This window comes from Mesorhizobium sp. WSM4844 (genome assembly GCF_055811775.1).
In genome coordinates this window covers 1-14,593 of the sequence record NZ_JBVVQB010000093.1, presented here as the reverse complement: position 1 = coordinate 14,593, position 14,593 = coordinate 1, and the positions used below count along the sequence as shown (strand labels likewise).

At 64.0% G+C, this 14,593-nt stretch carries 15 protein-coding genes; 7 read left to right on the top strand and 8 right to left on the bottom strand.

Annotated elements, in window-relative coordinates; genetic code table 11:
* Nucleotides 1-583 (top strand): hypothetical protein (locus tag AC0L2A_RS34815; protein WP_473612712.1); only part of this gene is annotated, 583 nt, incomplete at its 5' end.
* A gap of 104 nt (nt 584-687) precedes the next feature.
* On the opposite strand, the gene AC0L2A_RS34810 is transcribed toward AC0L2A_RS34815, so the two are convergent.
* Complete coding sequence (locus AC0L2A_RS34810) at nt 688-1,860, bottom strand: amidohydrolase (RefSeq protein ID WP_473612710.1); 1,173 nt, start codon at nt 1,858-1,860, stop codon at nt 688-690.
* A gap of 100 nt (nt 1,861-1,960) precedes the next feature.
* Here AC0L2A_RS34810 and AC0L2A_RS34805 point away from each other — a divergent pair, with 100 nt between their 5' ends.
* Complete coding sequence (locus tag AC0L2A_RS34805) at nt 1,961-2,815, top strand: AraC family transcriptional regulator (protein ID WP_473612709.1); 855 nt, start codon at nt 1,961-1,963, stop codon at nt 2,813-2,815.
* Nucleotides 2,816-2,876: 61 nt separating this feature from the next.
* Here AC0L2A_RS34805 and AC0L2A_RS34800 read toward each other — a convergent pair whose 3' ends face one another.
* From AC0L2A_RS34800 to AC0L2A_RS34790, 3 genes are read right to left on the bottom strand one after another with little or no spacing between them, the layout of a single operon-like run.
* Nucleotides 2,877-3,431: a nuclear transport factor 2 family protein gene (locus tag AC0L2A_RS34800; protein ID WP_473612708.1), complete on the bottom strand. Its 555-nt coding sequence runs from the start codon at nt 3,429-3,431 to the stop codon at nt 2,877-2,879.
* Nucleotides 3,428-4,405, bottom strand: a complete 978-nt coding sequence (locus AC0L2A_RS34795) for an alpha/beta hydrolase (RefSeq protein WP_473612706.1) — start codon at nt 4,403-4,405, stop codon at nt 3,428-3,430. Before AC0L2A_RS34795 ends, AC0L2A_RS34800 begins: the two co-directional genes overlap by 4 nt.
* A 59-nt stretch (nt 4,406-4,464) precedes the next feature.
* Nucleotides 4,465-4,968 (bottom strand): nuclear transport factor 2 family protein, encoded by a 504-nt coding sequence (locus AC0L2A_RS34790; protein ID WP_473612705.1) that lies wholly within the window; start codon nt 4,966-4,968, stop codon nt 4,465-4,467.
* 160 nt (nt 4,969-5,128) lie between these two features.
* On the opposite strand from AC0L2A_RS34790, the gene AC0L2A_RS34785 reads away from it, so the two are divergent.
* The 3 genes from AC0L2A_RS34785 to AC0L2A_RS34775 all read left to right on the top strand — a co-directional run bounded on the left by AC0L2A_RS34785 (nt 5,129) and on the right by AC0L2A_RS34775 (nt 7,499).
* Entirely contained in the window at nt 5,129-6,001 is an 873-nt protein-coding gene (locus tag AC0L2A_RS34785) for a LysR family transcriptional regulator (protein ID WP_473612704.1), read from the top strand.
* 179 nt (nt 6,002-6,180) lie between these two features.
* A complete protein-coding gene (locus AC0L2A_RS34780; protein WP_473612714.1) occupies nt 6,181-6,987 on the top strand; it encodes a copper homeostasis protein CutC in 807 nt (268 codons plus the stop codon).
* Complete coding sequence (locus AC0L2A_RS34775) at nt 6,984-7,499, top strand: GNAT family N-acetyltransferase (RefSeq protein ID WP_473612702.1); 516 nt, start codon at nt 6,984-6,986, stop codon at nt 7,497-7,499. Before AC0L2A_RS34780 ends, AC0L2A_RS34775 begins: the two co-directional genes overlap by 4 nt.
* Nucleotides 7,500-7,621: 122 nt before the next feature.
* On the opposite strand, the gene AC0L2A_RS34770 is transcribed toward AC0L2A_RS34775, so the two are convergent.
* The 4 genes from AC0L2A_RS34770 to AC0L2A_RS34755 form a co-directional block, all read right to left on the bottom strand.
* Entirely contained in the window at nt 7,622-8,419 is a 798-nt protein-coding gene (locus tag AC0L2A_RS34770) for an FAD binding domain-containing protein (protein ID WP_473612701.1), read from the bottom strand.
* 100 nt (nt 8,420-8,519) lie between these two features.
* Complete coding sequence (locus AC0L2A_RS34765; protein WP_473612699.1) at nt 8,520-10,871, bottom strand: xanthine dehydrogenase family protein molybdopterin-binding subunit; 2,352 nt, start codon at nt 10,869-10,871, stop codon at nt 8,520-8,522.
* A 120-nt stretch (nt 10,872-10,991) separates the two neighbouring features.
* Nucleotides 10,992-11,486, bottom strand: a complete 495-nt coding sequence (locus tag AC0L2A_RS34760) for a (2Fe-2S)-binding protein (protein ID WP_473612698.1) — start codon at nt 11,484-11,486, stop codon at nt 10,992-10,994.
* Between the two features lie 264 nt (nt 11,487-11,750).
* On the bottom strand, nt 11,751-12,182 hold the full coding sequence (locus AC0L2A_RS34755; RefSeq protein WP_473612713.1) for a nuclear transport factor 2 family protein: 432 nt from the start codon (nt 12,180-12,182) through the stop codon (nt 11,751-11,753).
* Nucleotides 12,183-12,477: 295 nt separating this feature from the next.
* Here AC0L2A_RS34755 and AC0L2A_RS34750 point away from each other — a divergent pair, with 295 nt between their 5' ends.
* On the top strand, nt 12,478-13,557 hold the full coding sequence (locus AC0L2A_RS34750) for an FIST N-terminal domain-containing protein (RefSeq protein ID WP_473586694.1): 1,080 nt from the start codon (nt 12,478-12,480) through the stop codon (nt 13,555-13,557).
* An 8-nt stretch (nt 13,558-13,565) separates the two neighbouring features.
* Nucleotides 13,566-14,593 (top strand): sensor histidine kinase (locus AC0L2A_RS34745; RefSeq protein ID WP_473612697.1); only part of this gene is annotated, 1,028 nt, incomplete at its 3' end.

The window sequence follows — 14,593 nt, the reverse complement described above, 5'->3', positions numbered from 1 at the left end:
CCCCCCCCCCCCCCCCCCCCCCCCCCCCCCCCCCCCCCCCCCCCCCCCCCCCCCCCCCCCCCCCCCCCCCCCCCGCGGCCCCCCCCCCCCCCCCCCCCCCCCCCCCCCCCCCCGCGACTATGCGATGGGCAGTGTCAAAATGCGAACAATCAGCAGACTTTTCGATTCCCGCGACCAGGCAGCGCGTGCCGTTGCCGCGCTTCAGGCGGCAGGAGTTTCTCAAGAACAGATCAGCGTCATCGGACCTTACGACGACGAAATCAGGGCTGTCCTGCGTGGTCCGGGGGGTGCTGCGCTTGGCGCGGCCGCTGGTCTGTTAATCGGCCTTGGTGCTTTTGAGGCCACGGGCATTGATCCTGTCGGAGCGGTGGCTGGCCTAACTCTTGTCGGTGGGGCCTGCGGCGGCCTTGCTGGTGGGCTTCTCCAGGCATCTGCCGATGTTGCCAAACAGCCGGGTGAGCCGAACGTTGAACAAGGCGTCATTTTTGTGATGGCGCAGGTCGATGAAAATCAGGCCGATACCGCACTGACAGTGCTGGAAAATCCTGTTCGCGTAACGCAACTCGTGGCCACAGCCGGCTGAGATGTGTCGGGTTGGTTCGCGCCTGACTCCTTCCCGGCTTATCGCGCACGAATCGCATTCAGATCGGGGTTTCCCGCTGAGCCGTCAGTTTTCCCTCTGACGGTTCACGAGGCGGGAAGCGTCTGCTCGACCAGATTGACGTAGTAGCCCAGCACGGTCGGCACGATCTCGTCATTGAAGACGTAGCGGTCGCCGTGCAGGCCCTCGCCGGGCCCGACATCGCCGACGCCGACCCACGCGTAGCAGCCGCCTGCCGCGCGGATCATGAAGGCGAAATCCTCGCAGCCGAGGCTCGGGCTGAACTCGGTCGAGACGTTCTCGCTGCCGACGGTGGCGGCGGCTGCCGCGATGGCGCGGGCCGTGGCGTCAGCCGTGTTGATGAGCGGCGGATAACCCTTCTTGTAGTCGAGCGTGGCCTTGAGCGCATGGGCTGCGGCAATGCCGTGGGCGATCTCGCCGATCAGCTTTTCGCAATGATCGGAATGACCGGGCTCGAAAAACCGGCAAGTGCCCTGCAGCCAGACCCTGCCCGGCACGATGTTGCCGACATTGCCGCCGTGGATCTGGGTGAGGCTGACGACCAGCGCGGTTTGCGGATCGACCGAGCGGCTGGCGATACGCTGAACGGCCTGGACGAAGGCGCCCGCGGCCAGGATCGGATCGTCGCCGAGTTGCGGCATGGCGGCATGCGCGCCAAAACCCTCGAAGGTCAGCTCGAAATTGTCGACGGCCGCCATCTGTGCCCCGGCGCGAGCGGCGATCGTCCCCTGCCCCAGGCCCGGCCAGTTGTGGACGGCATAGATCGCCTCGACCGGGAAACGCTCGAGCAGGCCGTCTTCGATCATGCGCATGCTGCCGCCTTCGTTTTCTTCGGCTGGCTGGAAGACGAAGTAGACGGTGCCGTCGAAGGCGCGGGATTGGCTGAGCAGGCTGGCCGCGCCGAGCAGCATGGCGGTGTGGCCGTCATGGCCGCAGGCGTGCATCACGCCCCCGTTCCTGGACGCATAGGGCGAGCCGGTCCTCTCCACGATGGGAAGCGCGTCCAGCTCAGCGCGAAGACCGATGGCGCGTGTGCCCATGCCGCTGCGCAGGACGCCGACGACCCCGGTGCCGCCGATCCCCTCATGCACCTCGTCGAGGCCGAAGGCGCGCAGTTTCTCGGCAATGAAACGCGCCGTTTCATATTCCTTGAATCCGAGTTCGGGATTGCAATGGATGTGGTGCCGCCAGGCTATGACCTCTGGAGTCAGAGCGGCGATCGGGTCATTATGCAGCATGATGCTCTCCTTCCAAGCCGCAAAGGGCGGTTTGGATCACGATTAGAAGGTCGCACAACAGGCGTCTTGAACCAGATTGACCGCTGCAGGGACAAAAGCCGTGGACGCGACAGAGACCAGGAAATACTGGCGCCACCCCAGCTTCCCTGAGCTTGGCCTGTTCAAGGCGCGCTTCACGCAGCATCGCTATGATCTGCACACGCACCCAACCTATGTGATCGCGCTGATCACGGCTGGCTGCGAACGCATCCGCATCGGGCGCCACAAAATAGTCGCTCCGGCAGGCACCATTGCTGTCGTCAATCCCGAGGAGTGGCATGACGGGGAACAAGGTGCGGATGAAGGCTGGGCCTACCGGACGTTTTATCCCCCGGTGCCGCTGATGGCGGGCCTCGCCCACGAGCTGGGCAGGGCTGACACTCCGGTCTTCTCACGTCCTGATATCGAAGACAGCGATCTCGCCGCAGCATTGATGGCAGCACACCAGAGCTCGACCTCACCGGACGCGACGCAGGCCGAGACGTCGCTGCTCGTCGCCTTGAGGCATCTCATCGTTCGGCATGGCGATTGCAGCGGGCGGGTAGAGGAGATCGAAAGCTCGGGATCGCGACAGAGGTTCTCGCTCTACGAGAACCTTGTCGAAAGCGACCTTGGCTCGCAGTTCGACCTGCAGCGGCTTGCCGACGCCGCGCGCGTCACCCGGTTCCAGGTCATCCGGGATTTCAAGAAAGCGATTGGCCTGACGCCTGCAGCCTATATCCGCGACCGGAGACTGCGTCGCGCCAGTTTCTTGATCGAACAGGGGCTCGGCCTCGCTGAGGCCGCCATTGCGGCAGGTTTCGCCGACCAGAGCCATCTTTCCCGTGCGTTCCGGACCATGCATGGCATGACGCCAGGCATGTTCAGGAGAGGCAGAACTCCCGAACCAAACCGAGTTCACATCGACATGAAATGATCGGGCAGTGGCCGGACCACCAATGTCGTCGCCGATCGGTTCCCGGCGCAACCTTGCGTTGTCATTTCGCCGCCGCCTCCACCCGGTCCGCAGCAGCGGCCAGCACGGCGCGGTCGCCCTCCTCGTACAAGCGATGGATCGAGATGGCGCTGACGCGCCAGCCTTCGGGCGTCCGCACCAGCCGGTGCAGATAGCTGGCGCCGACCGTCCAGAACCGCGTGTCGATCCAGTGGCTAGCGCGAACATGGCTGCGCGCGACCGCGTCGTTGCCCGCGCCTTCGACAACGATGTTGGTGATAAGGTGCTGGGTGGCGTCGAAGCCCGGTAGCAGGCCTTGCCACTGAGCAATCAGCGCGTCGCGGTCGCTGGTCGCGACCTCGCCACCGAAAAGGCTGGTATAGTCGGTCGTGACGCGGGTCGTGAAATAGGATTTTACCCGATCCCATTCGCGCAAATCGGCATAGAGGCCGATCCCCGCCACCGCCTCGGCGATGGCGGTCTTGTCTTCGCTCGTCAGCGCAGCCGTGGACTGCATGGTGCTCAAGGCGGGCAGAGCGGCAAGCGTCGCGGCAAGAACTGCCGAGGCCAAAACAAACCGGCGGGTGACGGGGCTCATTGTCCCGCCTCCCCTGCACCGCCCAGCGTGGCGCGGAAATGCGCCTCAACGGCGTCGCTCGCTGTCTTCACCGGCGCAGCGCGGTCGTAGAAGTCGAACTGGGTGACGTTGTCGAGCCACAGCTCCTGCTTCGGCCCGGTCAGCCGCGCATAGAATTTGCGCGCGCCCTGCGGGATGGCAGCCGCCTCGCTGTGCACCATCAGCAAGGGCTGATGCAGGCGCCGGGCAGCCTGGATCGCATCGAATGTCAGCCAGCCGCGCCAAAAGGCCGGGTCGGCCTCGTTGCGCCAGGCCGGGATCATGCCGCGACCAGCCTCTGTATAGTAAGGCACCTTGAACATGATCGCCCGCTCGTCGGTCAGGCTGGCGGCGGGCAGGAATGTCTGTTTGCCGGTGCGGCGATAGGCGGCCTCGGCCGCATCGCCCACGGCTTCAAGCCTGGCAATGCCGTCCTTGCCGGCATAGGTCTGCTCGACCACCTCGGCATCGTGCAGCCAGGGCGCGACCAAAGCGACCGACTTGATCGCGGCATTTTTGGCGGCGGCAGTGACCATGTAGCCGGAGCCGGCGCAAATGCCGAGCCCGCCGATGCGGTCCTTGCTGATCTCTGGCCGGGCCGCGAGATAGGCGACCGCCGCCTCGATGTCGGCGACCTTGGCGCTGGGGTCCTCATACTGGCGGCGGGCGCCGCCGCTCTCGCCCCAACCGCGAAAATCGAAGGTCAATGCGACGAAGCCGCGGTCGGCCAGCTCGCGGGCATAGCGGGCCGGCATCTGTTCCTTCACCGTCATCCAGGCGCCGGTCACGACCAGCGCGGGCCGAGGTTTCGCGTCCAGATCCTCGGGCAGATAGAGATCGCCGACGATCTGCTCACCGTGCGAGGCGAAAGCAACGCGCTCGACGCGCGATGCGGCGAAGGCGCTTGAGCCGAGGGCGACGGCGGTTGCCGTGGCTAGCGTCAGGATTTTCAACATCGCAAATCTCCTTTGGCCGGGAACGAAAAGCGCGGCGCGATGGATTAAAGGCCACCGTCTCAGCGGTCATCCGCCAGTCGGCCGGGCAGTGGCTTCAGCTTGTAGTGCGCCCAGTAGAAGGCGTCCGACTGGTACATGTCGGTCAAGAAATTCTGCGCCTCGGTGATCTTGCCGTCCTTGATGCGAAACATCAGGGCGAAAAGCTGGTCGATCTCGGGACCCGAGCCGACGTTGGACCAGCCGCGATGGATGTCGACGACGAGATCGCCCTGCGCCTGGAAGAAGATCGGCTCAGCCCTGAATTTGCCGTCGGCCAGGCCACGGAAGAAGGCGACCACTTCCTCCGGCCCGCGCTTGTCGCCGGCTAGCGGATGGTGGCCGGGAATGCGCCACACGATGTCGGCCGCCAGGAAGGGCCGAACCGCCTCCGGGTTGCCGGTCGCATAGGCTGCGTAATAGTCCTTGATCAACTGGATGTTGCGGTCTTCCTGCGGGCCGCCGTTGGCGGGGGCGGCGGACACCGCCAGGAGAGCGCCGGCGGCGAGCGAAGCGAGCCTGGTCATCGGTCCTGTCTCCTTGCCTTTCGGGCCGTCGCGACAGCGAAGCCCGTTCGTCGGGCCAACATGACGCTTTTGGTTCACCGGAAAAACCCGTAGAGTCCGACAAGGCTATTTGGAATATCCTCACAATGCGACTCGACCAGTTCAGCGGCATCTCGCCTTCGTGAAGGTCGCGGAGGCAAAAAGCTTCACCCGCGCCGCCGCCGAACTCGGCGTCGCCCCGGCCTCGCTCAGCGAGGCGGTCAAGGGCCTCGAGGAGCGTCTCGGGGTGCGGCTCCTCAACCGCACGACCCGCAGCGTTGGCCTGACCGAAGCCGGCGCCCACTATTTCGACCACGTGCGCCCAGCGGCTGAGGAGATCCGGGCGGCCGGCGCGGCACTGCGCGAGACCCGCGACCGCCCCGCCGGCACGCTGCGCCTGAGCCTGCCGTGGATCGCCGCGCCGCTGCTGATCGAGCCGCTGATGGGGCCGTTCATGGATGCCTACCCGGAGGTGCGGCTTAGCCTGATCTTCGACGACAATTTCGTCGATATCGCCGCGCAGGGCTTCGATGCCGGCCTGCGGATCGGCGAGCTTCTCGAGAAGGATATGATCGGCGCGCGTCTGGGCGGGCCGCTGCAGACGGTGGTGTTGGGCAGCCCCGACTACCTGGCGCGTAGCGGCACGCCAAAACGACCCGCCGACCTCGCTGCCCACCGCTGCATCGCCTTCGCCTTCACCCGCACCCGCGCCATCTCGCCCTGGCAGTTTGTTGTCGATGGACGCCAGGTCGAGTTTACACCCGACGCATGTCTGGTCGTGAACACACTGCCGCTCTGCATCACCGCCGCCGCGCAAGGGCTTGGCCTGGCCTTTGCCATCGAAGGCCTCGCTGCGCCGCTTCTCGCCTCAGGCGCGCTGGTCAAGGTGCTGGAGCCTTTCTGTCCCACCTACGAACCGCTCCACCTCTATTATCCCAGCCGCCGCCTCGTCCCGCCAAAGCTGCGGGCGTTCATCGATTTCGTCCGCGCCAACGCCCACAATTTGCGGATCTGATGCGCCGCCGCGAAACCAGCCATGGCGCATATCGGCGAGCCGCTCCGGCTCACCCCAGGCGCCGACCATCTGCCGGGTGGCGGCGTTGAGGCGGTTGAAGGCGTTGATTGGCCGCATTGCGAACCGCAATGACCCGTCGCGTTGAGCCAAGAGTTCCGGCTTTCGCGGCACGGAGCCCGATGCTAAGGGCTGCACATCTTGAAACAGCAACGGATCGCCCTGTGATCGACACCGAACGCCCTCGCCTGCCGCTGATCGAAATCTGCGTCGAAGGCATCGATGGCCTGCTCGCCGCGCAAGCCGCCGGCGCCGACCGGGTCGAGCTCTGCGCCAGCCTCGTCGAGGGCGGCGTCACACCGAGTTTTGGCATGGTGCGCGCAGCTGTCGAACTGGCGACGATCCCATTCCACGTCATCGTGCGGCCGCGCGGCGGCGATTTTCTCTACAGCGACGCCGAGTACCGTTCGATGCTCGCCGATATCAGCGCGCTGCGCGAGCTTGGCGTCGCCGGTGTCGTCGTCGGCTGCCTGAATGCCGACGGTACCATCGACGAAAAGCGGATGAGCGACTTGGTGCAGGCGGCAGGGCATTTGAACGTCACCTGCCACCGTGCCTTCGACATGACACGCGATCCGACTGATGCGCTGGAAGCGCTGATCCGCAGCAAGGTCGGCCGCGTGCTGACCAGCGGCCAGCGCGACACCGCATTGGAGGGCGTGGCCCTGCTGACAGACCTCGTCCGGCAGGCGGGGAAGCGCATCATCATCCTTGGCTGCGGCGGGCTCGACCCGAACAACATCGCCGAGGTGCGGGAAAGAACCGGACTGACCGAAATGCATTTCGCCGCACTCAAGGACGTGCCGAGTGCCATGCGCTACCGCAATCCGCGGGTTGGCATGGGCGGCACCGACCTCGACCGCGAGTACCGCAACACGGTGACCGACGCGGCGCTGGTGGCGGCGACGATTGCGGCGGCGAAAGCATGATCGCGAAGGAAGAAAACAAACGGGCACGCCTGCCGATCGACCGGGTCTCGCCGCAGGACGAGCCCGTCATCCTCGCCCTCAACAACGCGCACGCGGCCGAGTTGTCGTGGCTTGAGCCGGAACGCCTGTCCTTCCTGCTCGGCGAAGCGTTCTATGCGCGCCACATCGGCGCGCTCGAAGCCTTCATCATGACCTTCGACCAGGACGCCCACTACGACAGCCCGAACTTCCTGTGGTTCCGCGAGCGCTATCCGCGCTTCGTCTATGTCGACCGCGTCGTCGTTGCGGGAGAAGCGCGTGGCCGCGGCCATGCCCGGCGGCTCTATGAGGATCTGTTCGACCATGTCTCGCGTGCCGGCCAGACCATCGTCACCTGCGAGGTGAATGCCGACCCGCCCAACCCGGCTTCAGATGCCTTTCACGCAGCGCTCGGCTTCGTCGAGGTCGGCGACGCGGTGATCCACGGCGGCAAGAAGGCGGTGCGCTATTATACCAGGCAGGTAGGGGAGTAAGGGAGTAGGGCAGTATGGGAGTAGGGAAAGGAAAAATCGTCTAGGCCGGCGAGCAGCGTAACCCACTGCCCTACTGCCCTACTGCCCTACTGCCCTACTGCCCTACTGCCCTACTCCCTCCTTCAGCCGTTGGCGGCGGCCACTGCGCGCTTGGCCATCACCACGATCAGATTGGCGCGATAATCGGCCGAGGCGTGGATGTCGCTCATCAAATCATTCGCCGGCACTTTCACTCCGTTGAGGACGGCGGCGTCGAAATTCGTGGCAAGCGCCGCCTCGATTTCCGTCGAACGAAAGACGCCGCTGTCGCCGGCCCCGGTGACGGCAACGCGGACTCCGTCCGCACCGTTGGCCACGAACACACCGACGATCGCATAGCGCGATGCGGGGTTGCGGAACTTTTCATAGGCCGCCTTGGCCGGCGCGGTGAAGGTCACCGCGGTGACGATCTCGCCGTCCTCCAGCGCCGTTTCGAACAGCCCCGTGAAGAATGCGTCGGCGGCGATCTCGCGCTTGTTGGTGACGATGGTGGCGTCGAGGGCCAGAAGTGCCGCCGGATAATCGGCGGCGGGGTCGTTGTTGGCGATCGAGCCGCCGATTGTGCCCTTGTAGCGCACCGCAGGATCGCCGATCCGGGACGCCATATGGACGAGCGCCGGACACGCCCTCTTCAGCTTCTCGTCGCTGGCGACATCGTGATGCGTGGTGGCGGCGCCGATGGTGACGGTCTTGCCCGACACCTCGACGCCTTGCAGTTCCTTGATCCGCGACAGGTCGACAAGGTCGGAAGGCGCGGCAAGCCGCGTCTTCATCGCGGGGATCAGCGTCATGCCGCCCGACAACAGCTTTGCATCGCCGCTCTTGAGCAGCTTGGCGGCATCGGCGACCGAGGCGGCGCGGTGATAGTTGACTGGGTACATGGGATTCTCCCGTGCGAGATAGTGAGTAGTGAGTGGTGAATGGTGAATGGGAAGAGCTTCCGGCGAAATCTTACTATTCACTATTCACTATTCACTCTTTTCAGTGTTTCGTTGTCGCTCGGATCGCTGCCCAGACCGTGGACGGCGATGCCGGCATGGCGATATCGGTGATGCCGATGGCGTCGGTGATGGCGTTGATCACGGCCGGCGGCGAGCCGATGGCGCCGGCCTCGCCGCAGCCCTTGATTCCGAGCGGATTGCCCGGGCACGGCGTGTTCGAGGTCGAGACCTTGAACGACGGCAGGTCGTCGGCGCGCGGCATGGCGTAGTCCATGTAGCTCGCCGTCAAAAGCTGCCCGCTGGCATCGTAGCGTGTGCCCTCCAGCAAGGCCTGGCCGATTCCCTGGGCGACGCCGCCATGCACCTGGCCTTCGACGATCATCGGGTTGATGATGTTGCCGAAATCGTCGGCCGCGACGAACTGGGCGACCTCGGTCACGCCGGTCTCGGGATCGATCTCGACCTCGCAGAGATAGCAGCCGGCCGGGAAGGTGAAGTTCGACGGATCGTAGAATGAGGTCTCCTTCAACCCCGGCTCCATGCCGCCAGGCAGGTTGTGGGCGGTGTAGGCAGCAAGCGCCATCTGGAACCACGGCACTTGTTTGTCGGTGCCGGCGACCTTCAGGGCGCCGTTTTCGATGACGATGTCGCCCTCGTCGGCCTCGAGCAGATGGGCGGCGATCTTCTTGGCCTTGGCCTCGACCTTGTCGAGCGCCTTGACAACGGCCGACATGCCGACGGCGCCCGAGCGCGAACCGTAGGTGCCCATGCCCATCTGCACCTTGTCGGTATCGCCGTGGACGATCGAGACGCTGTCGATCGGCACGCCGAAGCGCTGGTTGACCAATTGCGCGAAGGTTGTCTCATGGCCCTGGCCGTGGCTGTGCGAGCCGGTCAGCACCTCGATGGTTCCGGCGGCGTTGACGCGCACCTCGGCACTTTCCCAAAGGCCGACACCCGCTCCAAGACTGCCGACCGCCGCCGACGGCGCCAGCCCGCAGGCCTCGATATAGCAGCTCATGCCGATGCCGCGCAGCTTGCCTCTGTTGGCGGCGTCGGCCTTGCGCTGGGCAAAACCGGCATAATCGGCAGCGGCCATCGCCGCGTCCAGCGAAGCGGCATAATCGCCGGCATCATAGTTCATGATGACCGGTGTCTGGTGCGGGAACGAGGTGATGAAGTTCTTTCGGCGAAGTTCCGCCGGAGACACGCCCAGCTCGCGTGCGGCGGTCTCCATGGTGCGTTCGAGCAGATAGGTGGCCTCCGGCCGCCCTGCCCCGCGATAGGCGTCGACCGGCGCGGTGTTGGTGTAGACGGCGCGCACATTGGCGTGGATCGCCGGGATGTCGTACTGGCCCGACAACAGCGTCGCGTAGAGATAGGTCGGCACGCAGGACGAGAACAGCGACATGTAGGCGCCGAGATTGGCGATGGTGTCGACCTTCAGCCCGGTGATCCTGTTGTCCTTGTCAAACGCCATTTCGACCGTCGAAACGTGGTCGCGGCCATGGGCGTCGGTGAGAAAGCTCTCGGTGCGGTCGGCCACCCATTTGACCGGCACGCCGGTCTTCTTCGAGGCCCACAGGCAGACGATTTCTTCCGGGTAGATGTAGATCTTTGAACCGAAGCCGCCGCCGACATCCGGCGCGATGACGCGCAGCTTGTTTTCCGGCGCGACATTGTAGAAGGCGCTCATCACCAGGCGCGCGAGATGCGGGTTCTGCGAGGTCGTCCAGCAGGTATAGTGGTCCTCGGCCTTGTCGTAGTGACCAAGCGCTGCGCGCGGCTCCATCGCGTTGGGCACCAGCCGGTTGTTGACGATCTTCATGCGGGTGATGTGGGCAGCCGCCTTGATTGCCGCGTTGGTCGCCGCGCTGTCGCCGAGCTCCCAGTCGAAAATCAGATTGCCGTCGGCTTCCGGATGGATCTGTGGCGCACTCCTTTCGAGCGCCTTGGGAGCGTCGACGACTGCCTTCAGTTCCTCGTAGGCGATGTCGACCGCTTCGGCCGCGTCGCGCGCCTGCCCCTTGGTCTCGGCGACCACGACGACCACCGCGTCGCCGACATAGCGGACCCTGTCGAAGGCCAGCGGCGACCACGCCCCCATCTTCATCGGCGAGCCGTCCTTGGAATGGATCATCCAGCCGCAGATGATATTGCCGATGCCGTCGGCCTTGAGCTCCTTGCCGGTCAGCACGCCGATGACACCCGGCATGGCCTGGGCTTTTTTGACATCGATCTTCTTGATCTCAGCATGCGCATGCGGACTGCGCACGAAGGCCGCATGCTTCATGCCGGGAACCACCATGTCGTCGACATAGCGCCCGGCGCCGGTAATGAACCGCTTGTCTTCCTTGCGCGCTACACGAGCGCCAACACCTTCAATGCCCATCGCAGAAATTCCTCCCGAATTGCTGAAGTGAATGGTGAAGTGGTGAATGGTGAATGGTTGAAGCGTCGAGAAGGTCAGCCCAGATCGCACTATTCACTATTCACTATTCACCATTCCCCCTCATGCAGCTTGCCTGGCCTTGCCCTTCGAAGACATCGTCTCCGATGCGGCGAGGATCGCCTTCACGATGTTGTGGTAGCCGGTGCAGCGGCAGATATTGCCTTCGAGCTCGGCCCGCACCGTGGCCTCGTCGAGGCCTTCGGGATGGCGGTCGACCATGTCGGTCGCCGTCATGATCATGCCCGGCGTGCAGAAACCGCATTGCAGCCCGTGATGCTCCTTGAACGCCGCCTGCATCGGATGCAGGTCGGCGCCGTCAGCCAGACCTTCGATGGTCACGACGCTCGACCCGGAGGCTTGCACCGCAAGCATCGTGCAGGATTTTACCGCCTTGCCGTCGACATGGATCACACAGGCGCCGCATTGCGAGGTGTCGCAGCCGACATGCGTCCCGGTCAGGCCGAGATTCTCCCTCAAGAAATGAACCAGAAGCGTACGGTCTTCGGCAGTGCCGCTGACCCGCTTTCCGTTCACCGTCAATGATATCTCCGACATGAAACCTCCCTGGGTGCTACCTTGGTCGTTTTTGGCGTCGGTGGTGCCCGAGCCCTCCATCTGTCCGCTATTCTTACACCGCATAAAGCACGGGAAATAGTGCCGCGGAATGCCGAGATTGCGAGAATGCAGTTCGGCCGAAAATCCGCCTATTGTACTTTCGGTCACGCAAAGACAGGCAAACGGCCGAGCGAAGCGAAACCATGGTCGCCTGGCGATGCCGCCTGCCGGCCATCAGCGGCAATGGTGCTGGCCAGGCCGATTTCAGCCGATGCCGTGCTTTCTGAGAACCTCCTGCTCGTCGCCTGACACCCAGCCAAATATTTTAGGCTCTCCCGCCAGTTTCTGCACGAGGTAGTGGACGTCGAAATCGATCGTGACGTCGGTTTGGCCTTTGCGCGCAAAGATCGACGTCCAGGCGACGTGGGCAACGCAATGATGCTCGTCTATCGGCGAAATGCCAACATCGCGTATTCGCATCTCCTTGGTGCCGATCGCTCGATAGCGAGCATAGCCTTGTTCCATAGCCTGCTTGAGTTGGTCGTCGTTCTTCCCGATCATGACGCCGGCAGGCGACGCCGCAATGAAGGCGGAAGCATAGACCGACGTGACTTCGTCCATGTCGGCATCACCGGCGAGGGATTTCCGGAAAAGCCGCTCGTAGCGTTCGAATAGCTTCCTGACCTGGGCGTCCATGGATAACTCCCTTCCGCTGTGGTTTTGGATCTGACGTTTCTGAGCGCCGATGCTGTCAAAAACAGCAGAAAATTCAATTCCGTCATGTTGGCTCATTGCCAAAGTAGCACTTGAAGACAACAATGGTTTCGACGCCGGCGCGACAGGAGCACAAAAAAACAGCCGCGCACAAAAAGAGCGTCGGAGGAAATAGAGGAGGAAGCCGCTGGCCAGTTCACGGACGCGCTATGCATGCGGCCTATCGGTTCTCACCACCGACGAACCCGACGCGGATGCGTTCGCGCGGGCGGTGGCAGTGGAAGCCGCGGCCATCGACGCTGGATTTGCCCTGCTGTTTTTCTCGCAAAGCCTGCTTGAGGCCGTCGCCCTTTCGGAAGCGCTGAACAACCACGCGCCGGCACTCCGCTATGCCGGCTGCTCGACGGCCGGCGAGATTACGCCCAAAGGCCTGGAGGACGGCCAGGTCATGGCCATGCTGCTTCCCTCCGCATCTTTTTCGGCAGCCAGCACCATGGTCGAAAATCTGTCGTCATCGAGCATGGACGGGATCACCGGCGAAGTCGAGGCGCTGAGGCGTTCGTTACGCGGCCGCGTCGGGCACGAGCGAGCCGACACCACTTTCGCGCTCTGCCTGATCGACGGGCTGTCCTATGCCGAGGAAGCGGTCACCTCCGCCATCCATTGGGGGCTCGACGATATTCCACTGATCGGCGGGTCGGCCGGCGATGATTTGAAGTTCGAGACGACGCGGCTGATCTCGAACGGCAAGGTTGCCTGCGACTGCGCCATCATCGTGCTGATCACCACGGAAATTCCTTTCCACGTGTTCAAGACCGACAATTTCGTCCCCACCGACGAGAAGCTGGTGGTGACCGCGTCCGATCCCGATCACCGCACCGTGCGCGAATTCAACGCCACCAATGCCGCCGAGGAATATGCCGCCTCGGTCGGCGTCATCCCGCAGATGCTGACGCCGCTGAGTTTCGCTTCGCACCCGGTGGTGGTGAAAGTCGGCGGCGAATTTTACTGCCGCTCGATCCAGAAGATGCATGCGGACGGCTCGCTGTCGTTCTTCTGCGCCATCGACGATGGCGTCGTCCTGTCCATCGCCCGACCCAAGAACATGGTTGAATCGACGCGTGCCGCCTTCAGGGATGTCGAGGAAAGGCTTGGCGGCATCGACATGATCCTCGCCTTTGACTGCGTGCTGCGCAGGCTCGATGCGCGCAACCGCCAGGTCTTTCGGGAGATGTCGGAACTCTACAAGGTCAACAACGTCATCGGCTTCGGCACCTATGGCGAGCAGTACCGGTCGATGCATCTGAACCAGACGTTCACCGGCATCGCCTTCGGAGAGCGGCAGGCGGCGGAGTAGGAGGTTTCATGCCGCTCAGGGACATCAACGACCTGGAGAAGCTGAAGAAGATCAACGCAGCCCTTGTCAGCCGCGTCGAGCGCTCGATGGATCAGCAAGGCAACGCGTTCTCGCTGTTCCAGACCGCGATTTCGCTCGAGAATCGAGTGCGTACGCGCACCGAGGAACTGCACTCGACTCTGCGTAGATTGGAACAATCCAACATCGATTTGAGCGCGGCCAAGGAAAACGCCGAACTGGCGAACCTGTCCAAGACAAGGTTCCTGGCAGCCGCCAGTCACGACGTGTTGCAACCGCTGAACGCCGCGCATCTCTCCGTCTCGGCGCTGGCCGAAGTGCAGACCAGCGACGAAGGCAAAAAACTGGTCCGGCAGGTCGAGCGCTCGCTGGAGACGATGGAGGATCTGCTCCGCACCCTGCTCGACATCTCCAAGCTCGATGCCGGCGTCGTGCAGCCCGATATCGGCGACGTCAGCCTGGAGGTGCTGTTTTCGTCGCTGCGCTCGGATTTCCTGCCGGTCGCCGAGTTGAAGGGCCTGACGCTGAAATTCCGGCCGGTAAACGCCGTCGTGCGCTCGGACCGCACCTTGCTGCGCCGCATCCTGCAGAACATCCTTTCCAACGCTCTGCGCTACACCCGCTCCGGCGGCGTGCTGGTCGGCACCAGGCATCGCGGCGACACGATCCGCATCGATGTCGCCGATACCGGCTGCGGCATCCCCGACGACCAGCGCGAGGCGGTGTTCGAGGAGTTCCACCGCGGCACGTTCCCGACCGATGCCGGGCTAGCCGGCGGTGGGCTGGGACTGGGCCTGGCCATCGTGCGCCGCATCGCCGCCGCACTCGGCCATCCCGTGACGTTTTCGTCGAAAGTCGGACACGGCACGATTTTCCACATCGACGTTCCGGTCGGGATCGGCGCCAGCGTCGATGCCATTGCAAGCAGCGCCGACATGGAGCGGCCGCGCGGCTACGGTCTGTTCGGCACGAAGGTGCTGCTGGTCGAGAACGACGTCGAGGTGCTGCAGGCGATGAC